16 protein-coding genes are annotated in these 22,773 nt (G+C 48.8%); 15 read left to right on the plus strand and 1 reads right to left on the minus strand.

The genetic code is table 11. The features are described 5' to 3' along the window. Positions 1 to 85 precede the first annotated feature (85 nt). From NST69_RS32995 to NST69_RS33020, 6 genes are all read left to right on the plus strand, one after another. Positions 86 to 1,699: an ABC transporter substrate-binding protein gene (locus NST69_RS32995; protein ID WP_342548161.1), complete on the plus strand. Its 1,614-nt coding sequence runs from the start codon at positions 86 to 88 to the stop codon at positions 1,697 to 1,699. Positions 1,700 to 1,784: 85 nt separating this feature from the next. Continuing rightward, a complete protein-coding gene (locus tag NST69_RS33000; protein WP_036723626.1) occupies positions 1,785 to 2,735 on the plus strand; it encodes an ABC transporter permease in 951 nt (316 codons plus the stop codon). A gap of 4 nt (positions 2,736 to 2,739) precedes the next feature. Continuing rightward, on the plus strand, positions 2,740 to 3,585 hold the full coding sequence (locus NST69_RS33005) for an ABC transporter permease (protein WP_036723623.1): 846 nt from the start codon (positions 2,740 to 2,742) through the stop codon (positions 3,583 to 3,585). Between the two features lie 14 nt (positions 3,586 to 3,599). Beyond that, positions 3,600 to 4,610, plus strand: coding sequence for an ABC transporter ATP-binding protein (locus tag NST69_RS33010; protein WP_036723621.1), 1,011 nt, complete (start codon positions 3,600 to 3,602; stop codon positions 4,608 to 4,610). Next, a complete protein-coding gene (locus NST69_RS33015) occupies positions 4,607 to 5,524 on the plus strand; it encodes an ATP-binding cassette domain-containing protein (RefSeq protein WP_339253020.1) in 918 nt (305 codons plus the stop codon). The genes NST69_RS33010 and NST69_RS33015 overlap by 4 nt, the downstream gene beginning before the upstream one ends. Before the next feature lie 53 nt (positions 5,525 to 5,577). Further along, positions 5,578 to 6,024 (plus strand): hypothetical protein, encoded by a 447-nt coding sequence (locus NST69_RS33020; RefSeq protein ID WP_340956643.1) that lies wholly within the window; start codon positions 5,578 to 5,580, stop codon positions 6,022 to 6,024. 58 nt (positions 6,025 to 6,082) lie between these two features. On the opposite strand, the gene NST69_RS33025 is transcribed toward NST69_RS33020, so the two are convergent. Then, positions 6,083 to 6,922, minus strand: coding sequence for an SDR family oxidoreductase (locus NST69_RS33025; RefSeq protein ID WP_342548162.1), 840 nt, complete (start codon positions 6,920 to 6,922; stop codon positions 6,083 to 6,085). A 235-nt stretch (positions 6,923 to 7,157) separates the two neighbouring features. Here NST69_RS33025 and NST69_RS33030 point away from each other — a divergent pair, with 235 nt between their 5' ends. The 9 genes from NST69_RS33030 (at position 7,158) to NST69_RS33070 (ending at position 22,577) form a co-directional block, all read left to right on the plus strand. Then, positions 7,158 to 8,192, plus strand: a complete 1,035-nt coding sequence (locus tag NST69_RS33030) for an AI-2E family transporter (RefSeq protein ID WP_339253024.1) — start codon at positions 7,158 to 7,160, stop codon at positions 8,190 to 8,192. Between the two features lie 171 nt (positions 8,193 to 8,363). Next, positions 8,364 to 9,380, plus strand: coding sequence for a S66 peptidase family protein (locus NST69_RS33035; protein ID WP_342548163.1), 1,017 nt, complete (start codon positions 8,364 to 8,366; stop codon positions 9,378 to 9,380). A gap of 121 nt (positions 9,381 to 9,501) precedes the next feature. After that, positions 9,502 to 10,065, plus strand: a complete 564-nt coding sequence (locus NST69_RS33040) for a DegV family protein (RefSeq protein WP_342548164.1) — start codon at positions 9,502 to 9,504, stop codon at positions 10,063 to 10,065. A 218-nt stretch (positions 10,066 to 10,283) separates the two neighbouring features. Further along, complete coding sequence (locus tag NST69_RS33045; protein ID WP_342548165.1) at positions 10,284 to 12,203, plus strand: AraC family transcriptional regulator; 1,920 nt, start codon at positions 10,284 to 10,286, stop codon at positions 12,201 to 12,203. A 48-nt stretch (positions 12,204 to 12,251) separates the two neighbouring features. Beyond that, positions 12,252 to 12,809, plus strand: coding sequence for a hypothetical protein (locus NST69_RS33050; protein WP_339253032.1), 558 nt, complete (start codon positions 12,252 to 12,254; stop codon positions 12,807 to 12,809). Between the two features lie 206 nt (positions 12,810 to 13,015). Continuing rightward, complete coding sequence (locus NST69_RS33055; RefSeq protein WP_342548166.1) at positions 13,016 to 13,984, plus strand: DUF4037 domain-containing protein; 969 nt, start codon at positions 13,016 to 13,018, stop codon at positions 13,982 to 13,984. A gap of 320 nt (positions 13,985 to 14,304) precedes the next feature. Further along, positions 14,305 to 15,741, plus strand: a complete 1,437-nt coding sequence (locus tag NST69_RS33060; protein ID WP_342548167.1) for a radical SAM protein — start codon at positions 14,305 to 14,307, stop codon at positions 15,739 to 15,741. 89 nt (positions 15,742 to 15,830) lie between these two features. Further along, complete coding sequence (locus tag NST69_RS33065) at positions 15,831 to 19,409, plus strand: ATP-binding cassette domain-containing protein (protein WP_342548168.1); 3,579 nt, start codon at positions 15,831 to 15,833, stop codon at positions 19,407 to 19,409. 258 nt (positions 19,410 to 19,667) lie between these two features. Beyond that, a complete protein-coding gene (locus tag NST69_RS33070) occupies positions 19,668 to 22,577 on the plus strand; it encodes an S-layer homology domain-containing protein (RefSeq protein ID WP_342548169.1) in 2,910 nt (969 codons plus the stop codon). The last annotated feature ends 196 nt before the right edge of the window (positions 22,578 to 22,773 follow it).

Below are 22,773 nucleotides of genomic sequence, written 5' to 3' on the forward strand. Positions count from 1 at the left end.
AATTCATACATTGTAATTCCTAGTATTCCGATATATAATGACTCAACAACGAGCGGGAATGCTCATAGACATGGAGGAAGAGACAATGCGTAAAGGGATAACAGGGGTTGCTATTCTACTATTATTAACACTGATGATCAGTGCATGTTCGAGTGGGAATAACGCTTCATCTACCAATGCCGCACAGACACCGGCTGCATCACAAGAGCCTGCTGCCGGCGAACCGAAGGATGGAGGCAGTCTGATTATAGGGGTAGCTTCTGATCCGGTGGTACTGAATCCGAACTATGCGGGTGACCGTGTCAGTCTGACGATTGACCAGGCGCTGTATGCTCCGCTGTTCCAGGTGAACAACGGCAAGAAGACCTTCTACCTGGCCGATAGCCTGACACCGTCAAGCGATAATCTGACATATACATTGAAGCTTAAGGATGGACTGACCTGGCATGATGGAGAGAAGCTGACGGCGGATGATGTGGTATTCACCATCGACAGCATTCTTGATGAGAAGCAGAACAGCTTCCTGCGGGCCAACTTCCTTGTCGGCGACAAGGCGATCAAGGCCGTCAAGGTCGATGATCTGACTGTAGAGTTCAAGCTGCCTCAAGTCAGCCCGGCTTTTGAAGCCACGCTTGTACAGGTATTCCCGATTCCGAAGCATATCTACGAGAATGAGACCAACATTGAGAAGAGCACGAAGAACGCTTCTCCTGTCGGCTCCGGTCCCTTCAAATTCAAGGAATACAAGGCGGGCGAATATCTGACGCTGGAACGCTTCGACAACTACTTCGGCGGCAAGCCGCATCTGGATTCCGTCACCTACCGGATTGCCAAGGATACCAATGCTGCGAATCTGGCTCTGCAGAACGGCGAGATTAATGTACAGTATCTGGACCCGAAGGATGTTCCTACGATTCAAGCGACGAATAATTTTGAGATTCTCCCGTATAGCGAAGGCCGCCTCGCTTATCTGATGTTCAATGCGAACAGCGATACCGGTGCCCTCGCCAAAAAAGAAGTCCGGCAAGCCCTGTCTTTGGCCCTCAGCCGCGACGAGCTGATTCAGACGGCGTACACTTCCAGCGAATATGCTGATCCGGCAAAGTCCTTCCTGACTCCGGATGCACTGTACTTCACGAACGATGTCCCTGCCTTTGACAATGATGCTGCCAAGGCGAAGGAACTGCTGGCCACTGCCGGTGAGAGCAACCTGAAGCTCCGGTATATCGTACAGAGCGGTAACAAGGCGCAGGAAGCCATCTCGCTGTATGTGCAGCAGAAGCTGAAGGCAATCGGCGTAGAGGTTGAATTGCAGAACATGGATTCCTCGGCCTGGGTGCAGAAATTCATTGATCTGAAGGCGACCGACTATGAGCTGGCTCTGACCGGCTATATCATGGGCTATGATCCGGATGCGTACCGTATCCTGTTCACTACGGACAGCTCGTCCAACTACTCGCATTATTCCAACAGTGAAGTCGATAAGCTGATGAATGACGGTGCAGGCGAAGCAGATCCGGCCAAGCGTGCAGAGATCTACAAGAAAGCACAGGAGCTGGTAGCCGAGGATGCACCGATCTATCCGATCGCTTATACGAAGACTGTTGTAGCTGTCTCTAAGAACTACGGCGGAGTTGATGAGGCTGTCCTGAAGCCAGTCGTTATCTTCGAAGACCTGTCCAAGATCTACAAGAAATAATCTGCCTCACAAAATAAGCAAGGCAAAAAAATAAGCTGGTTCTCCCAGCTTATTTTTGCCTGTTAAGAGCTGGGAGAAGCTGCGTATGAGACAACTCATCGTCCGAAGGTTGCTGCAAACATTGCCGATGCTGTTTTTTGTATCGGTGGTCTGTTTTACCATGATTAAGCTGGCTCCGGGAGATCCGGTGCTGTCTTTCGTGACGCCCAATATGCACGCTGATGATATTGAGCGCATCCGTCATAATCTGGGGCTGGATAAGCCTGCTTATATCCAATATTTCATCTGGATCAAAGAGATGGTCCAGGGCAATTTCGGGTACTCGCTGGTCAATCACCAGCCTGTACTGGATCAGATTCTGGACCGCCTCCCCGCAACTGCGGGTCTGATGGGCAGCGCCATTGCCCTGGCCGTCCTTCTGGCCATTCCGCTGGGCCTCGTGGCCGGTGCGAACCGCAACCGCTGGGTAGACAAGCTAATCAATTTTATCGCTTATATCGGCATCTCCATCCCCTTATTCTGGCTGGCTATCCTGCTGATGTATCTGTTCGCGATCAAGCTGCACCTGCTTCCAAGCATGGGGATGCGCACCATTGGTGTGGAATCGCCGCTGGATGTGCTGAAGCACGGGATATTGCCTTGTACGGTGCTGGCTTTCAGTTTCCTGTCCGGGTATGTGCGCTATATCCGCTCCAGCACTATCGGACAGCTGAAGGAGGAGTATGTGCAGATCCAGTACGCTTTTGGTTCGAAGAAATCCACCATCCTGTTCCGGCATGTGCTGAAGCATGTGCTGCTGCCCGTGATCACGCTGATCGGTATGTCGATGGGAGATCTGGTGGCCGGGGCGATTGTTACGGAAACGGTGTTCTCTTGGCCGGGGATCGGCTCCCTGGGGATGACGGCGGTGAAGGGGATGGATTATCCTGTCATTATGGGGATTACCCTGTTCTCTTCCTTAATGCTGATCTTCGGTAATCTGGTAGCAGATATTCTCTACAGCGTTGTCGATCCAAGAATCAAACTGAAGGGGTGACCTCATGAATCGCAGTAAATGGAAAAATCTGCAGTCCGAGCTGTTTACGAACGGTCTGGGTGTCGCTGCTCTTGTCATATTGATGGTGTTTACACTGGGGGCGGTCTTTGCCTTCCTGTCCGGTCATGATCCGAATGCCATGGATGCCATGGCCCGCCTGACGAAGCCCGGCGCCGCGCATCTGTTCGGCACCGATGATTATGGCCGCGACTATCTGTCCAGAGCCTTATACGGAGGCCGGGTTTCGCTGCTGGTCGGGTTTGCCTCCATGGTCGTAGCAACCTTTGTGGGCGTACTGGTTGGGGTGATCAGCGGATATTTCGGCGGCTGGATCGATAATCTGCTGATGCGGATGCTGGATATTATCATGTCGATCCCGTCCTTCCTGATCCTGCTGCTGCTCAGCGTCTATCTGAAGCCGAGCATCGGCAATCTGATCATTATTATTGCTCTCTTGATGTGGATGAATGTGGCACGTGTCGTCCGCGCGGAGACCCTGACGATCAAGGAACGGGAGTACGTGTTATATGCCAAAGCCTCGGGACAGAGTGCCTTCGGTATGATCTGGCGGCATATCCTTCCGGGGCTGATACCGGTGATTATTGTAGGGGCGACGAATAATATTGCCTCGGCCATTATGATGGAATCGTCGCTCAGCTTCCTCGGCTTCGGGGTACAGCCGCCGAATGCCACGTGGGGGAGTATGCTGAACAGCGCACAGGGGTATATTGCCCAGGCACCTTATCTGGCGCTGTTCCCCGGGCTGATGATCCTGTTTACGGTGCTGAGCTTTAATGTGCTGGGAGATATTTTGCGGGTCGGCTTTGAACCTAAGCTGATCCGAAGATAGGAGGGCTTAACATCATGACTGAACGGCTGCTGACTGTTGAGAATTTACAGGTTTCCTTCGCTACCCGGGACGGGGAGAATCAGGCCGTCCGTGGCGTTAGCTTCCATATTGATGCGGGTGAGACCGTAGGCATTGTCGGGGAATCCGGCAGCGGCAAAAGCGTTACAGCCAAGGCGGTCATGTCACTGATCACACCGCCGGGGCATATGACTGCCGGGAAGCTGGAGTTCCGCGGCAAGAGCCTGAAGGGGCTTACGGAGAAGCAGTGGCGGTCCTTGCGGGGCAACCGGATTGCGATGGTCTTCCAGGACCCGATGACCTCGCTGAATCCGGTCAAGCGAATCGGCCAGCAATTGACAGAGGTTATCCGCAGACACCGCGGACTGGATAAAGCGGCGGCGTATACCGAAGCGGCGGAGCTTCTCCGCCAGGTCGGCATCCGTGATCCGGAGCAGCGGCTGAAGCAATATCCCCATGAATTCAGCGGAGGGATGCGCCAGCGGGTGATGATCGCGATGGCGCTCTCCTGCCGCCCGGAGCTGCTGATTGCCGATGAGCCTACCACCGCGCTGGATGCGACCATCCAGGCGCAGATCCTCGATCTGTTCAAAGAGCTGAAGGAACGGGGAGATACAGCTGTTGCGCTTATTACTCATGATCTGGGAGTGGTAGCCCAGGTCTGCACGCGCGTCATTGTCATGTATGGCGGACTGGTGATGGAGGAGGGGACGGTGCAGGATATCTTCTACCGGCCTCAGCATCCGTATACGCAGGGCTTGCTGCGTTCCATACCGAAGCGCGGCGGCGGTGAACGTGAGCGGCTGATTCCGATCGAGGGCACACCGCCCGATCTGCTGAATCCCCCGCCCGGCTGCCCGTTCATGGACCGTTGTCCGCATGCCTTCGCCCGCTGCAGTGAACGTCCTCCGGTAGTCGAGTTTGCACCGGGGCACCGCTCGATGTGCTGGCTGACCGAAGGTACAGAAGAGAAGACGGCAGTTACAGCGGGGAGGGATTTCACTTGAGTGAGCGCAAGGTGCTTGTGGAGGTTAGCAATCTGAAGAAGCATTTCCCGAAGGGCAAGGATTTGCGCGGACGGGATAAGGGCGTACTTAAGGCTGTGGATGGGGTCAGCTTCCAGATCCGTCAGGGCGAGACCTTCGGACTGGTTGGTGAATCCGGGAGCGGCAAGTCCACGGTCGGACGCTGTCTGCTCCGTCTGTACGATTATACAGACGGCGAGGTGTTCTACGACGGGAAGCCGCTTGGCAAGCTGGGCGAGAAAGGGCTGAAGCCCTTCCGCAGGCGGATTCAATCGATTTTCCAGGACCCGTATTCCTCGCTTAATCCAAGCCTGAACGTACTGGAGCTGATCAGTGAGCCGATGCGGATTCACGGTCTCTATCCGGGCGAAGAGCGCAAGGAAGCGGTGGCAGAGCTGCTGGAGAAGGTGGGGCTGAAGCGGGAGCATCTGTACCGCTTCCCCCATGAATTCAGCGGCGGGCAACGCCAGCGGATCTCCATTGCACGGGCGCTGTCGGTCCGGCCTGAGTTCGTCGTCTGCGATGAGCCCATCTCTGCGCTGGATGTCTCTGTCCAGGCTCAGGTCGTTAATATGCTGGAGGATCTGCAAGCCGAGTTCGGACTGACCTATCTGTTCATCGCCCATGATCTGTCGATGGTCCGCCATATTGCTGACCGGATCGGCGTGATGTACGGCGGCCGGCTGGTGGAGGTTGCTCCAAGCGATGAGCTGTACGATAATCCGCTCCACCCCTACACCAGAGCCCTGCTGTCCTCCATTCTGGAGACAGACCCGATGAAGGCCAGCCGCAGAATCCAGCTGGAGGCTTACCCGGCTACGCGCGGGACAGAGGAAGCCGCTGCACTGCGGGAAGTGAGTCCCGGACATTATGTGGCCGGGGAATATGCAGACTAATATTATGAACGAATCTTAGAAGATACACATCTGTGAATCAAGGAGGAGATACAATGACAATACCGACTAGCAAGGTCAAGCTATCACAATGGGATGCCCTTCTGCTGGAATCGCTGCGCGCGCTGTCCGGATCTGACGAAGAGCTGCTGCGCAGAGTCAGCGAAGGGGATCTGCCGGCCGATGAGAGTAAATACGAGTTCGATTACGGGCAGTTGTCTGCCCTTGCAGAGGAACAGCCGGAGGGATTCCGCCGGGCCGTTCTGGAAGGCTACCAGATTAAATACAATACCATCCGCGGAATCCGCAGCTGGATAGAGGTTGCGCTGGGTATTGAAGCGAAGCTGGAGCTTGCGGAGGGGCAGGAAGCGGTGGAAGCGGAATTAACGGAGGCTGAACGCGAACGGTTAGAGGATGTATTGTCTTACGGCTGGGCGGTCACTGGCGGGCCTGCTGGAGACGGCAGTACCGGAACGTACCGGATTGAGCCGATTCAGCGCTAGCATCTGATAAGGGAAAGCCAAAGACAGCCGCTCCTGGAATGGGAGCGGCTGTTTACATTTACATATTCAACTGAATTCTGCGCGTGCTTAGTACGCCTTCCAGTCCGGTAGGGTCAGTGCTGACCTTGCGGGCAACGAAGGCTTCGGCCCGCTCCGAGGTGCGCAGGCGCAGCGGCTTGGTCTCAAGCTGTACCAGCTCCCACATCACATCCGCAACAGAGTCTGCCGTCTGCGGCTCCACATTGCGCTCCAGGAAGGCCGCTCTATAAGCATCCAGAATTGGCTTGTACTCGTCTTCCAGAACGCCGCCGGTGCTGGCGACATGCCCCATGACGGTTGAATTGAACTCCGTAGCAATCGCTCCTGGCTCCAGCAGGGTGATATCGATATTGAACTGCGGCTTGTAATAGGTGGACAGACTCTCCAGCAGCCCTTCCACTGCGAATTTGCTGGCGCAGTAGACCTCATTCATCGGTTGCCCGACCAGTCCGCCGACACTGGAGGTAGCCACAATATGGGCGTAGCCAGTCTTTTGCAGCAGCGGCAGTGCAGCCCGGATCGTATGCATGACCCCGTACACGTTGGTATTGAAGACATCCTCGATCTCAGGGAACGGTGCCTGCCCAAGCGCTCTCAGATATCCGAATCCGGCATTACAGAATAATAGATCCAGCTTGCCTTGCTCCGCTTCTATCCGGTCTATAACCTGCTGAATACTCTCCGGCTGTGTCACCTCCAGCTCTACGAACTGCAGACCCTCCACATTCTGGTACAGCTCCTGTTCACGCTTCAGATGGCGGGTTCCGGCATAGACCGTCCAGCCCTCATGGGCGAACTTCAGTGCAGTGGCAAGGCCGATGCCGGAGGATGCTCCGGTGATACAGATTACTTTGTTCATACCAGCTTTCGCCTCCATTAGTTTGAACTTCATTGATTTGGACCTGTTGAAAAAGGTATATATGTTCCAGTTTTGCCCACATTATAGCATATAGCAATAGAGCTTCCTGTAAATCGACATAAAGTTCGCGGTTTCGCGGGAATTGGGCGATGCCAAAGTTGCTATATTTGTTTTCAGTACGGTACACTATAATAAAAATCTTATCTGCCAGCGAATGGAGAGGAACAAGGGAACAATGGAAGTATTTAAGCGTTATGTCGCCAATTTAACAGTCCGGCGCTTCTTGATTCTGGGATTGATTGGACTGCTGCTGTACAGTATCAGGGATATGCTGAATCTGGTGCTGCTGACCTTCCTGATCGCTTATGTGATGAACAGCTTTCAGGTGCTATTAAGCAAGCGGATCGGCAAATTTGTGAAGGTGAACAGCAAGGTCATCATCATTATACTGTATGTGGCGCTGATCAGCATGATCGTCATGGCACTCGTCAAATATATGCCCAAGGTATTCTCACAGATCAAGCAGTTAACCACTTTTCTCGGCACGCTGACCTCCGATGATATTCCGCAGAATGAAATTATGCAGTACTTGTTCCGAAAGGTCAGGGAGCTCAATTATCAGAGCTATTTGAATCAGGGGATCGAATATGTCTTCAAAATCAGCAACTGGGGCACCACCTTCGTCCTGTCCACGATTCTAAGCCTTGTCTTCATTCTGGAGAAGAACCGGATCGTCAGCTTCACCTCCCGTTTGAGAGACAGCAAGATCTCCTGGTTCTATGTGGAGCTGGAGTATTTCGGCAGAAAATTCATCTCCTCCTTCGGCAAGGTCATTGAAGCACAGATTCTGATTGCGCTGTTCAATACTTTGTTTACCGTGGTCGGGCTGTGGGTGCTTGGTTTCTTTTTCGAGCCATTCCCGTATCTGTTCGCCCTCTCCATTATGATCTTCATGCTCAGCTTGATTCCGGTCGTCGGCTTTGTCATTTCGCTGATTCCGCTGTGCATTATCGGTTATAACACGGGTGGACTGATGCTGACGGTCAACATTCTGGTGATGATTGCCCTGTTACATGTCATAGAGGGCTACTTCCTCAACCCGAAGCTGATGTCCTCCAAAATGAACCTGCCGATGTTCTACACGCTCGTAGTGCTTTTGTTCTCCGAGCATTATATCGGGGTATGGGGACTGATTCTCGGGATTCCAATCTTCGTCTTTTTCCTGGATATTCTGGATATCAGCCGGGACAATAAGCCTTCACTGGAATGACGCAGCCAATGATATAATCCGTAGTACGCATAGGGCGATATTCAACCTGCTCAAGGTTCGGGTATCGCCTTTTTTATAGAATTTATATGTTTTGGGGTCCCCGCAAAGTACCTGAGTCATCATCGAAGCTAAAGCCCCACTTGGTGGGGTTACCTTAGGAGGAATAACCGGATGATCAGATATCCCGTATTAGAAGCAGAAGCTGTTATTGGTGTAACTGCACCCTCATCAGGAGTGGGGGAGGAGCTTCGTGAACTGCTTGAGCTGGCTGTAGAACGGCTGCAAAAAAGAGGGTACGGCGTAGTCTGCGGACCCACAGCATGGACACAGGAAAAGGCTAAATCGGCTCCGGCTGCTGTACGTGCCGCTGAATTCAACGCGATGATGGCCGATGAGTCCATCGGACTCGTCGTGCCTCCCTGGGGCGGGGAGCTGCTGATTGAGATGCTGGAGCAGGTGGATTTCAGCAAGATGAAGTGTAAATGGATTCTCGGGTATTCCGATATCAGTGTGCTGCTGCTGGCTGTCACGCTGAAGACGGGGATTGCCACTGCTCATGGCACGAACTTCATTGATCTCCGGGGAGAAGAGACAGACCCGACAACCGCCATGTGGGACAAGGTGTTGTTTACGTCAAGCGGTGGTTCTGTACTCCAGCAATCCTCACAGCAGTATCAGCTGGAATGGGGAGGAGGCGAGCCGTCGCCCCATGTGTTCAACCTTACAGAAGCCACTAGCTGGAAGACGGTGGGCAATCAGGCCCTCGCCATGCAGGGCCGCCTGCTGGGCGGCTGCATTGACGTTATCCGTCATCTGATCGGCACGCCGTATGGAGATGTGCGGCATTTCCAGCAGCACTATATCCATAATGAGCCTATTCTGTGGTACTTAGAGAACTGTGAGCTGTCCGTGGCCGACCTGCGCCGCTCCCTGGTGCAGATGAAGCTGGCGGGCTGGTTCGAGCATTGCAGCGGCCTTATGTTCGGCCGCAGCGCGGCTAACCGCCCTATGGACGGGTACACAGTAGAGGATGTCTACCAGGAGCTAGCCGATGAGCTGGGCCTGCCGGTCGCATACGATATCGACTGCGGACATCTGCCGCCGCAGGTTACTTTGGTGAACGGTGCTTTTGCAGAGGTGGTGGTTGGTGCAGGTAAGGGAAAGGTGACGCAGTACTTCCGGAAGTAGAGGAACTTAGTAGGATGCTCGTACGAACTCTATTTTCCGCCTTTTCTCATACCATAATCAAACCTCTCTTAAACAGGTATATTCGTCATATATAATGTGAATTTATGTCGAATTTGCTGGAGTGAACGTAATTGGTATCGATTCCAAAGTAGGCGCATACCCCATCCGTGAGATGCTACTGCGCGGTATTCACTGGCAGCAGGCAGGCTGCTCTGCACAGGAGATCAAGAACAGAATTGATAATATAATCGAGGAAATGTCCTTCTATATTATCCCTGCCAGCCTGAGCCAGCTGCACCGCAGCGGACGGCTCTCCGGCTCTCAGTTCCTGCTGGGCCAGCTGATGCGGATTCATCTGCTTCTGCGGTTCGATGAGGGCAAAATTGTCGTCGCCGATAAAATTCGCACCTTCAAGAAGACGAAGCAAAAGCTGCTGGAGACCATCCAGCAGGAAATCGGCCGCTTCCAGGATGTATGTATTATGCACGCCAACAATAAAGAAGAGGCGCTGAGCCTGGAGTGGGCCATTAAGGCCATGTCCCCTTCGGTGCGTACAGAGATTATGACCTTTGTCCCGGTGGTAGGTGCTCATATGGGCGAGGGAACACTGGCGCTGTCTTGGATTAACCGTACGGCCCTGAATAGTATTGAAGCTGAGGATGAAGTGCTGGAGTCTGTGCTCTAGGCTGATATGCGCCAGGTTTAACTGCCGCTCCCGTCCCTAATGAACCTGATAGACGCTTGGACTTCCGCATGTGGGAGGCAAGCGTCTTTTTGCTTTTGAGAAGACTCCGGTCAACCCGTGTTGACAGTACGAATCCTATTCGTTATGGTGATTAAAAACAGGATTCAATTGAGAATGATTATCTGTTAGATCATTTAGGGGGAGCTTGCGAATCAGCTATGGATGCTCTGAGAATTATACAATTATGGAATCAGGTGACGGTGCGCGTGCTTGATGTGCGGCTGAAGCAGGCCGGAACCGGCGGGGATTTGAAGCAGTACCGCTTACCGGCGAGCGCATTTTTATTTGTTTTCCAAGGACAGGGTGAGTTGTGGGTTGATGAGGAGGTATGGCTATGCGACCGTTTTTACGTGCTGCACGCCGGTAAAGGTGCTCAGGTGACGATCCGGAGCCAGGAAGCACTAAGCGTATATATCGTACTGTACAAAGCTTCGCTGCCCGCTTCGGCCTCGTATGAATTTCATAGGATGATGCATGAATCCGAACCGTTTCTGGACAACTGGGGCTTCCCGCCCGTTGAACCGCTGGCTATGTTAGAGCTGCTTCAGACAATATGCGGCAGTTGGCTTCAATTGGATGACGGATTGACCCGGCTGTCGGTCAAGGGAGATTTCATCCGCTTCGTCCACGCAGTTCTAAGCGAGCGCTTGTTCAGACCCGGTGAGCTATCCTTGTCAGAACAGGTCATCCGGTATTTGTCCAGAAATTACCGTAAGCACATCTCGCTAGAGGAGCTAGCGCGGCAACTGAATTACAGCCAGCAGTACATTTCGAGAAAATGTAAAGAACAGACAGGACTCAGTCCGCTGGATTATGTAATCCGTTTCCGGATGGAGGAAGCGAAGAATCTGCTGGCCGGTACGATGGCAACACAACAGGAGATTGCAACCCATGTCGGTTATCCAGATCTTATGTATTTCAACCGCATGTTCAAGAAATATACCGGCATAACGCCAGGCCAATATCGTAAACGATACGGACAGTCCGTTTCAGATTATGCAAGGAATAGGTCACAATCGTCCGTTGTTCCCAGCCGGTCATTACGCTATCCTTTTCATGTGAGTGATATTGATTATCAATTTCAATGGAATGAGGCGAATAGAATGACCAGAGCAACCAGAAGCTTGTATGCAGTGATGCTGTTATGCTTAACCGTGATGTTAACGGCTTGCGGTGGGCCGGTGAACAACGGGAGTGCAACGCACAGCCAGGTTGCCGTCAGCGCTTCTCCAACCGTAACCGGGGCTAAGGCCTCTTCGGGGACCAAGATGGTTAGTACCGCTTTTGGCGATGTCGAGGTTCCTGAACACCCTCAGCGCATAGCGGCAATCTCTTATCTCGGTACTGTACTTGCGCTGGATGTTCAGCCGGTTGCAGCCGAATCGTTCCTGATGTCGAGCCCGTACCTGGAGGGAATGCTGGATGTTGTGACGGATGTCGGCGACTCGCTTGAGAAGCTGCTGGAGCTGAATCCGGATTTGATCATAACGCATAATCCACAGCCTGAGGTAGTTGAGAAATATCAGAAGATTGCGCCAACGGTATCTGTGCCTTACAATCAGTTCGCATCCATACAGGATGAGATGCTGTATTTCGGCAATTTGCTGGACCGGCGCGAGGCCGCGGAGCAATGGAACGAACAATTCGAGAAGGAAATTGCAGACATTCGGGCGAAGGTTAAACAAGCGGTTCCTGAAGGGAAGACGCTTTCGATTATGCAGGAGTATGACGGAAACGTGAGCCTGTTTGGTCCGAAGTCGGGCCGAGGCGGCCGGCTGATGTATGAAATCATGGGGCTGAAGCCGCCGGCTGCCGTTCCCGGATATATGCTGGAGGAATCCTATTACGAATTTTCACTGGAGAAGCTTTCAGAGTACATGGGGGATTATTTAATTCTGACTACAGAGTCCAGTTTAGAATCGTTGCAGGCTGATCCGATATGGGGGTCGCTGGGGCCCGTTGCCCACAATCGGGTGTTTATATGGACGGAGAACCAATCCTGGTACCGTGACCCGATCGCTGTGAAGAGTCAAATCAACGAACTGACTGACTGGATCATCGAGGTAGCTAGCCGGTAAGGATTTAGAGTTGGGTTGACATAAGCTACGCTGGGAGGGAGCGGAACGATGTTCTTATATCATTATTATGATGCAGCTGTGGGGCCGTTTGTCAGCATATCCGATTTACCGGGCGATCAGGCGAGGGCTGTGCTGGAGACGATTAAGCAGACCAAGCCCAAGGCCCAGAGCGCCCAAAGACATGATAAGTATGTGGAATATCGGCGGAACTGCGAGAGCATCATCCGGGCGGAATTTATACGTAAGGGCGGTGTGGTCCAGCGGTCCTCCCCGCATTATATGGTAGTTGAACACAGTCCGTGGCTAAGCACATGGTTCGAGAATGGCGCATCGCTCAAGATTCCGATTGAGGAATTTGATGTGAACACGATTTCTTTTACCTATGGGGACTCCATGCCCACCTTCAGCCCGCTGATTAATGATGGCAAAGAGTACAGGCACACTCTGTATACCTATCCCGAGATTGTGAGCATCATTGACAAGTACGGGTTACCGCAGAATTGGAACAATGACGGAAAGTACGGTCCCGAGCGGTACGTCGAAGCGCATGTCTGGAGCGATGGGGTGGTTGGCCGATATCTGAGTGAGCGAAGCTGGGCCCGATAATATGGTATCGAAATAACCAGAAAACGGCTGGATCAGGGGAACCTGACCAGCCGTTTTTAATGGAATAGTATTATTATCAAGACTTCAATCTAAATGATAACAGAATTCAAATGAATAGTCTAGTAATTTTTGGGCGAGATGTTAACATAAGGTTACCGGTAAAACAAAATGTGAGTGCGCACTGTTACATGAAATGGAGTCTGCAAATGAAGGGTTTAGACTTAAGCGAGGAGTTCTATTGGGAGATTGTGAGGCCGCTGATCGCCAGACGTTTCCCGCAACTAATGGAGAAGCATGCTGCCGGATTGATTGGATATGGCTCGGATGTTCTAGGGCATGATGACGACTTATCAAGAGATCATGAATGGGGAGCCAGATGCTACATTTGGCTGCAGGACTCGGACTACGATCAATATGCTGTAACCCTCGATCAAGCGTTGGATGAAGAAGTTCCGGCTTTATTCCAAGGGTATCCCGCCCGCTTTTCTGTAGATGAGTCTCACAAGGTGCTTATACCCTCTAATGGTAGTGGCAATCTGCATCATATTGCTATTACATGTGTCTCCCGGCATATGCGAATCCAACTGGGTCTGCATAGTGTGCAACCTTCCTTACACGAGTGGCTAATGCTTCCTGAGCAGAAATTGCTCGAATGGACAAGAGGGAGAATCTTCACAGACCCTATTGGGGAAATAACAGAAGTGCGTAAGACCCTTGCTTATCTGCCAGATGATATCTGGCGCTATAAATTGAAATATGCCTGGAGTTCATTCTGTCATCTCTATGTGGTAAAGCTCGCTGAACTTCGGGGAGAAACGTTGTCAGCCCGGCTGCTGTTAAACCGGATGGTGGAGCAGGCGGTGCAATTGGTCTTTCTCTACAACAGAAGGTATCGGCCGGGGACCTACAAATGGCTGTCCAGGGAGCTGGCGCAGATCAGCCCTGTGGTCAATGAGCATGTTAAGCAACTTGAAGCGATCCTGATGGAACCCTCTATTGCAATAGCAGTGCAACAACTGGAAGGCTTGTTAATGAAATTGGCGTATCAACATAATGGATTGAAAATAACCGAATTTATTGAACTTCAGCCAGCGCCGTTCTACGCAAGAGGCAGGCCAGTATACAGTGCCAAGTCTGATATAACAAGAACCGGGATAGGGGATATGATTGTCTAGCTGACCGTGTTTAATAGTCACCGCCGAAACGATGAACATGATATTTTTAACAGTTTTTTTACCAGAAGATGAAATAATATATTTTATAACATCTGGGATTATATATCATAAATGAATCTTTATCACATAATTCTATTTCTCTTGAAATAGACCGTGAATGGAGGTGAAACTATGAAAAAGCCAGTAATGATCCATCCTTCGTCTGTTAAAACAAATTTAAACCCATTGACGACTAATCGTCCTTGCTAATCTAACCAGGGATATCTGTGGACCTCTTAGGGCACTCAGATATCCCTTATAACTTATAACGGAGGATAAATATGAAGGTTTTGTATAAGCTAGCCCCTAACTTAATCAGAAATTCTATTACGGATGACTATTACTTTATCTACAATGCACTGTACGGAAATGGAAGAATAGTTTCTAAAGAATGTAATGACTTTTTTGATGGTCATACTATAATTTCGGAGCATGAAGTATTGGAGTATTTTGGCGATGAAATGTTCAATGATTTAATTGCTTTGAATTTTATCTATAAGGTTGAGGAAGATGAACGGGCCTTGTTGGAGAAAGAATTGGATCAACGGCAGCAGGAGTTACATACTGGTATTTATTTTGACAGGCTTCATCTTTCTACAACTAACAAATGTAATATGAGCTGTAGCTACTGTTTTTGTAGCACCTTTGACTATAGTGAAGCTAACCCGCAAGATGATAAGCTGAGATTTCCGCAGCAGGCAATGTCTTTTGAGGTTGCCAAGGAAGCTATTGAGAAATCGATTCAGGTCATTCAAATGAACGGAAAGAACAAACTGTCAATTGAGTTTTTTGGTGGAGAACCTTTTTTGAACAGTAAGCTGATTGAAGAAGTATTATTACACTTCGGCGATGGTACAAGCTTTGGCATGGATTTGGAATACGGAGTCACGACAAATGGTTCATATTTGCCATCCAGCATATTGGAGCTGTTGGCTAAGTATAAGGTGCGAGTGGCTGTAAGCATTGATTATATTGATTACCTTACAGGTGAGTTCCGTGGAGAAGGAAATAATCTGATTAAATGGGCTACACTGGACAAGAATATTGGCAAGCTTAGAGATCGCAATATCAATATTGAACTGCAGTCAGTGATGTCAGAAGAGACTTGGGATCATTTTAATTATGAGCTCATAGACTATGCTGCAGCAATGGGAATAAAAAGTATTGAGATTATCATGTCTTTTGATTTTGATTTTTATAGGAAGTTTGGTTTCAAAGAGATTGGTGACCGAATTCTGGATGCTTATGATTATGCTCAGACTAGAGGCGTGTTGTTATCAGGGTATTGGTATCAATCATTCTGGGGAATTGTTCATCCGGACGAATGGGTGGAAAGAAGAGCCTGGAAGACCTGTCCTACCATCGGGCGTCTAATAAGCATTGAGCCGGATGGCAGTGCCTATGCCTGTAAAACAACTTCAAAAAAATTAGGAAATACAGATTTATTTCAGGAGATTTTTGCCGGTGAAGCATACCGTTATTATGCGATGAGAGCGTATTCCAACTCCAAGGGTTGTGTCGATTGCGAATTGGAGGGATTTTGTTCGGGGAACTGTACAGGCGCTGTAGAGAATGAATTTGATGATATCTATAACTATGATGAAGCATACTGCAAAACAATTAAACATATAGTTAAAGGATTGCTGGAACGTTATTTCGTGGAAATTAAAGCGCAACTGCCGGAGACCGAGAAAAAAGCAGATTATATATCAGGATAAAATATGTTAACCAGGCTCCGTCTTGTTATAGGATGGGGCTTTGTATAGTTTAACTATTTAATTTCGCAATAAGTGAAGGGATGAACAGTTTGACTAACCCGAATCAGAGCCGCTCTCTTGAAGAGATATCAAATCCTATTCAAAGGATATTTTTTACGTGGACACGTTCGTTTACTAAGCAAGCTATTCGTAAGGATCAGCCGCTAAGTACCATCCAAGAATCCATTCTCACTATTCCTTCCACATATGGAATCGGTCGGTTTCAAGAAGAATCAGCATCCGTACGCAGATCCAAAAAAGTGATGCCGCTGGTTATTCATATCGTATGCCAATTAAAATCATCTTTCCTGGCCTATGCACTACTTTCGTTTCTGACCCTGGCCCTACAGTTCTCTATCCCGTATTTGTTTCCTGATATCCTTCGCGCCATTATTAACGATAGCTCACAGCCTCACGGGGCAACACTGGGAGCGATCTTACTGTTTGTCGCCATTCAAATGGTGAAGGTGATCTCCAATTCTCAATTTCTGCATTTCCGCTGGAAGCTAATTATCTCCATTGAATTCAATTACCGCAATATCCTGTTTAAGAATATTCTGCGGAAAAAAGAATCCGCGCAGCGTGCAGGGCAACTGATAGATTTGTACGGAAATCAAATTAGCTGGTTCAGAGGAATAGTTTGGTTTATAGACGGCATAAGCAGCGCGCTCGGGATTCTATTTGGCGTTGCACTCCTGGTAATGTATTTAGGCGCCGGGGGTCTTATGGGGTGTATTTTGCTATTCGCAGCACCTATGTTTTCGAGGCTGCTTCATAAACTGAATCGCGTGGATACTGAGCTCAGCCGTGCAAACAGTAAGCGATTATTTGAAATCAACGATTACCTTAATAAATATAGAGAAGCTAAACAAATGAACTTCACCAATTACTTCATCCGCAAGATTAATAAAGCAAGATCGCGTCAATCGGAATTTTTACATAAAAAAAGTAAGATTCAAATTCTGCTAACTCTAATCAACTATTCTCTGGTTCCGTTGACGGCCATGATATGTATTGGCTTCTCCTCTCTAGTGGGCTATCCGCTAAGTGTTGAGAAAACCATGGCATCCTTTATTGTATTTGGCCTGCTGGATCGTTGTATTAACGATTTCCTCGTCAGTATCAACACAGTTAGACAAGGGCTAAAGGCTGCCTCACTCGTAAAGGAATATGTTAGCCTGGATGAAGAAGAATGGGAGGGAAGCAGAGGGACTGTAGAGAAGGCAGGGACGATCTCACTGAAGAAAGCAACGTATAGCAGACCTAATGACCCTGGCCAGATTCTGCTTACAGATATTGATCTAACGGTCAATCCAGGACAGTTGGTTATCATTGTAGGTGAAACGGGGTCCGGGAAAACGAATCTGCTGCGAGCCCTTGCCGGATATCTGGAACGCGTTCAAGGAGAAGAATCTACGGAGCTGCGCTGTGAGGAGGTCATGGATCATTCACCTTTATTCCCGGTAAGCATCAGAGATAATATCATCCTTGACAGGCCTTATGAGGAGGCGCGTTATCGTCAGATCATTCATTTATGCGAGTTAAGCAAGGATTTGGAACAGTGGACAAACGGTGATTCTACTGTTATCAACACAGATATGGTCAATCTGTCAGGCGGGCAGAAAAAAAGAATTTTGCTGGCCCGGGCTGCATATCAGAATGCTAAGACTGTATTGCTGGATCAGATTCTGAATTCTTTGGATGCAAAGGTGCGAAAGAGAGTACTTAAAAATTTGATTCTGGATTATTGGAATGATACAACTAGAATTATGGTGGCAGCCACTATTGATCAGGAATTATTCGAACGGGCAGACCAAGTGATTGTAATGAAACAAGGCCGTATCAACAATGCTTTCCAAAAGAATGCATTCGATTACAATACACTTCGTGACTTTCTTCCTGATGAAAAAGTAATTCAAATGAATAACGAAAGTATCACAAAGGAATTGTCAGAAGAACAGAGCTTAAAGCGGGAAGAGCCGGGCCCTGAAGAGCAGGAGAAGATTAAGCAAGCTAGTCTTAGAGTACTGAAGCAGTATTTTTTAGCATTAGGAAGCAGGCCGCTGCTGATTCTTTTCATAGCTTTATTTATATTAGCGCAGGTTATCGATGCTGCCTCTATCTATATTGTGCCGAGGTTTGGTGGAAATACTGCAAACCCTATGTTATTCGCCTCTATTTATTTTGGCATAGCTCTATTGCTGGTTATTACCAATGTTGTGCGTATAAGTATAATCTACTTGGGGAATGTAAAAGCCGGTGAAGCCCTTCATCAGCAATTATTACAGCGGGTATCGAAACTCAGTTTTTTGCAGTTCAGTAAACAACAGAACGGGGCATTATCCGCGCGTTTTTCCAATGATATGAAGATTATTGATATGGATATGAGCGGGTACACCAGCAATCTGCTGGAATCGTTTTTCAAAATTATTGCCGCAGCAATTCTAATTGCTTACTCGGATTTCTATATGGTGCTGGTTCTGGGTGTATTTTTAATATTTTTTAATAAAATTCAGAAGGAAGTTCGGATCACAGGCAAAATTACATCCAGGCTAGCCAATGAAGCCCACGAGCCCTGCCTCGCTATTCTTAAATCTGTGGCCGCAGATTCTAATTATGTAAGGAAGCAAAGCCTGCAAACTTATTTTACGAATATCTGGGAAGGGAAGATTACAGACGCATTAAATGCAGAGTATACAAGACAGTCAGTGAATAGACTTTATCTGTTCTGGATAGAGGTGGCAGGGTATTTTACATTTTCTGTTTTCTTGATCCTTATGAGCTTGAGGGGCTTCTCGGGAGACTCCGTTATCATCTATGTGACTTTAACCTATACGTTAACGGCATTTTCCAATTTTGAAGTGCTGCTCAGAGATCTTCGTCATATGGAAATTGGGACGAATTCACTTGAAAGAATTTTGGGGCTTGAGCGCGGAAAATCCCCGGTAAGCGCAATGGAGGCTACACCTTCAGTTATGGATACAGCAGGCGGCCTGACAATCAGGAATTTGAGCGCCAAATATAGTGATTCAATACCAGTCATCTCCGGATTGACACTAAAACTGGAACCCACTGAAAACCTGCTGGTCAAAGGAAGAACGGGAAGCGGTAAATCTACGTTATTTTACTGCCTGACCCGATTTATGGAGTATGAAGGCGAGATTCTGCTCGGAGACACTAATGTTAAGTCCATTCCAGATCATCTGCTGATGAAAAAAATAGTCACCCTGCCGCAGCGTCCGGTGCTGTACCATGGAACGCTAAGAGATAATTTGGACCCCGAGCAGCAATGTACGGATCAGGAGATATGGTCAGTGCTTGAAAAGTTAAACCTTAGAGGGAGAGTAAGCTCACTTCAACAAGAAATTGATGAAGATCAGGGGAGCTTCAGCCAGGGTGAAAAGCAGCTTCTTAATTTGGGAAGATGTCTGTTACTCAAGCCGGAATTGTTATTAATTGATGAAGCAACCACCGATATTTATGGAGCACAAGAATCAGATTTGTACAGACTGATAAGCAGGGAATTGCCGAATACGATGGTCATTGGCATTTCACACAAAGAGACCCAGTCCAGCTTTTATCATAACATTCTGGATATGGAAGAGATGAAACTCCAAAAAATACGATAAGGGTCTCTTTGAATTAGATGCAGGAAACTGCAGGCAGCCTTTAGGCTATCAAGCTTATGCTTGATGGTCTTTTTTTAATTTTCTTCCTCTAATATTCCAATTTATACAATTTCCTAGTATCAATATACATAGTAAATTTACATAGTCCTATTGTAGAATCAAGAAGTTGTCGAATTATGGAGCGATATTCCATCCTTGGAACTCTGTAGGGCGATGGTTTTTATGAATTTTTTTATACAGAAAGAGGGGGAAGAAATTTTGTTATTCCAAGCAGCACGCCGTAAACTCAGTCTGGTGATTGTAATTGCCCTGCTAATAAGCAGCCTTACGCCACATCTGGTGTTCGGGGAGTCCGCGCAACTGAAAGATATCGCAGGCTCTTATGCTCAGAAGGAGATTCAATCTTTAACTGAAGCAGGAATCATCTCGGGGTATGAAGATAACACCTTCAAACCGAATAAGGCTATGTCGCGCGCCGAACTGGCGAAAATTATAGTTCTGTCCTTAGGACTGGAAGTAAGTGGTGATCAGGCCGCTGCATTCAAAGACGTTGCCGCTACCAGCTGGTATCGTGGTTATGTAGGTGCGTTGGTGAAGGCAGGCATCACAGAGGGGACATCGGCGAGCACGTTCAGTCCTAATTCGAGTGTAACCCGGGAAGAGCTGGTTGTATTTTTCATCCGGGCCTTTGAATTAGATGAAACGGCGAAGAAGCTTCCGCTTGGCAGTAAGCTGTCGGATATGTCTGAGGTGTCTGAATGGGCAAAAGCTCAAGTATCCCTGGCCTTCAACAATGGGTTCGTTAACGGTGTTCAAGGCAGTGATGGCACGCTGAAATTCAAACCTAAAGAGCGCGCAGAGCGCCAGGCTCTGGCCCGTCTCGCATATGAGTTCAAGACGAATAAGGCACTATATGTTGAGAAGTCCAAGCAACTCCTTGCTGAAGAGACGAACATTGTTAAGACTCCGGTGGTTACTCCGGCTCCCACAGCGACACAAGCTATCCGTGATACGTCTGTGAGCGCTCCGGCAGCCCCGGGTCCAGGAACGCCAGCATCGGCAACGCCTGCACCCGCAACACCGGCACCAGCGGAGCCGACTCCAGCACCCGCAACACCGGCACCAGCGGAGCCAACTCCAGCACCCGCAACACCGGCACCAGTGGAGCCAACTCCAGTACCGGCCAATGCTCTCCAGATTGTAGTGAAGGGGGAGAGTACAGATGCTATTTATGAAGAAGAGTCCACTGAAGTTATTTTCCGTACAACGCTTAATGCGGCAGAGACAGTAACTGCAAGTGTCTATCAGGTAGATGACAGCGGCAAAATGATGTCACAGATCACCCTGCTGTATGATGATGGTTTAGAAATTCATGGAGACAGCCTTGCGGCAGACGGACTCTATAGCGGCAAAGCAGCATTAACTGAAAATACAGAGGGCTACATAAATCTGCAGGCCTTTGTTGGAGAGGTACCTAGCAGTGCAGTCTTTAAACTGTCTGTACTGAAGCATCTTACAGATGAACAGCTTGCACAAACAGAAATGATTGAAAATAATACACAGAGTAAGCTTGATCAACTGACTGCTTCTACAGGTAATTTGCAACAGGCAAAGGAAGAGACAGTGGCTTGGCTTCAAGCCCAGGATGAAGTAGAGCATGCAGGAATATCGGGTGAAGGAGGAAGCATCTGGTATTTGCTGGACAACGGGATTCTAGGCGGAATATCCTCGGCCCCTGAGAATACAAAAGGATTAAATAACACTGTAGAAGAGGCTGCGTCCAATAATGCATTGACGGCGCTCACGCAAGATGTGGAACAAACCGTAGCCACCATAGGAAGCCAGCAGGTTGCTGTGGTCTCTCCATTCTCCGGCACACTTCCATCTTCGACGGTGTATGACGCTGTATATCAAAGCTTCGAGCAGTCGAATTACCCCTTCCTTGTGGAGAGAGTAAAGGACAGCGCAGCGGGCGTTAACTTCTTCAAAGGACTTAATCAATATGGTGTTGTAGTCTTGGATTCCCATGGGGATACGTACTATGATGAGATTGTGCTCCAGACATTCCATGATAAATACGGTGTTGATTTCAAATATGCGGGGCCGCAAGTCATGTTCCTGACTGGAGAGAAGGCAACCGCAGAGAACAACAAGACCTATGAACTGGATCTGAAAAAGGGAAGATTGGCTATCATATCAGGTTATTATGCGATTACGCCTTCTTTCATTACACGGTACAATGATATGCTTCCCGGCACTATTGTATATAACGGCAGCTGCCGCAGCGCATACAACGATTCCATGTCGGATGCGTTCATCAACAATGGCGCCAGCACTTATTATGGTTACACCGATTATGTAAAGCTTGCTTATGATCAGGTCATTGCTCCATCCGTATTCAATGCCTTGAATAATGAGAATATGACAACCGGACAAGCTATTGAGGCAGCAGTGGCTGCTCATGGAGCCGATGACGGGTTGGCAGCATTCGTTATGAAGGGAAGCAGCATCGGTACTAAGACCGAAGGGATCATCAACGGAACCTTTGAGAACGGAAAATGGACCGGCTGGAATGGAAACGGAGATGTCCGGGTCATCTCAAAGCTGGGGCCGCTTAAGCCTACAGAGGGTAACTACATGGCGATTATCAGTACTGGCCTTGGGTTTGAAAACAATGACAAGGGAGGATATGACTACAATTCCGATAGTTATATCGAGCAGAGCTTCATTGTCCCGGCGGGAGCCACAACCTTGTCGTTCGATTACAATTTCATTTCTGAGGAGCCAAAGGAATATGTTGGAACCAAATACAACGATACATTTAGAGCAACAGTAACTTCCAGTGTATACATCAATCCGGCTTCCCTCGTCACCTCACACTTGAATGGCGGACCTACGGTGACGTCCAGTGTCTACGGACAGGAATCTGTGATTGTTGGTAAGGAATCGATTAATGAGTCCACAGCCTATTGGATTGATGAGAACAAAGTAGACGTTAATTTCTACGGCGGGGATGATACGGCCTACATGACGAATTGGAAGCACGTCCAATTTGATGTGAGCCAATTTGCCGGCAAGGGCTCCATTGTCCTCCGGTTCCATGTGTGGGATCAAGGTGACAGCGTCTTTGACACAGCAGTATTGATCGATAATGTAATATTGAAATAACCGTAAACGGCTGGATCAGGGGAACCTGACCAGCCGTTTTTTAATGGGATGAGCATTCAAGACTACTACATAGCCTTTTGCAACCTAGAGTTGCAGAATAAATTCAGAATACTCTACTTACGCTCGATTTCGATATCAGCTCCTCTATGCTACTATTGGCTGTGTTGAGTGATAGTAGAGTGGAGGTGTGGTCACG

The sequence above is a fragment of the Paenibacillus sp. FSL P2-0089 genome (assembly GCF_038595095.1).
Classification (GTDB): Bacteria; Bacillota; Bacilli; order Paenibacillales; family Paenibacillaceae; genus Paenibacillus_AQ; species Paenibacillus_AQ silagei.

Excerpts from the sequence above, each read along its gene's own strand:
- NST69_RS33045 (WP_342548165.1), top strand. The coding sequence starts at position 10,284 with ATGGATGCTCTGAGAATTATACAATTATGGAATCAGGTGACGGTGCGC.
- NST69_RS32995 (WP_342548161.1), top strand. The coding sequence starts at position 86 with ATGCGTAAAGGGATAACAGGGGTTGCTATTCTACTATTATTAACACTG.
- NST69_RS33005 (WP_036723623.1), top strand. The coding sequence starts at position 2,740 with ATGAATCGCAGTAAATGGAAAAATCTGCAGTCCGAGCTGTTTACGAAC.
- NST69_RS33060 (WP_342548167.1), top strand. The coding sequence starts at position 14,305 with ATGAAGGTTTTGTATAAGCTAGCCCCTAACTTAATCAGAAATTCTATT.
- NST69_RS33055 (WP_342548166.1), top strand. The coding sequence starts at position 13,016 with ATGAAGGGTTTAGACTTAAGCGAGGAGTTCTATTGGGAGATTGTGAGG.
- NST69_RS33050 (WP_339253032.1), top strand. The coding sequence starts at position 12,252 with ATGTTCTTATATCATTATTATGATGCAGCTGTGGGGCCGTTTGTCAGC.
- NST69_RS33030 (WP_339253024.1), top strand. The coding sequence starts at position 7,158 with ATGGAAGTATTTAAGCGTTATGTCGCCAATTTAACAGTCCGGCGCTTC.
- NST69_RS33010 (WP_036723621.1), top strand. The coding sequence starts at position 3,600 with ATGACTGAACGGCTGCTGACTGTTGAGAATTTACAGGTTTCCTTCGCT.
- NST69_RS33025 (WP_342548162.1), bottom strand. The coding sequence starts at position 6,922 with ATGAACAAAGTAATCTGTATCACCGGAGCATCCTCCGGCATCGGCCTT.
- NST69_RS33000 (WP_036723626.1), top strand. The coding sequence starts at position 1,785 with ATGAGACAACTCATCGTCCGAAGGTTGCTGCAAACATTGCCGATGCTG.
- NST69_RS33035 (WP_342548163.1), top strand. The coding sequence starts at position 8,364 with ATGATCAGATATCCCGTATTAGAAGCAGAAGCTGTTATTGGTGTAACT.
- NST69_RS33020 (WP_340956643.1), top strand. The coding sequence starts at position 5,578 with ATGACAATACCGACTAGCAAGGTCAAGCTATCACAATGGGATGCCCTT.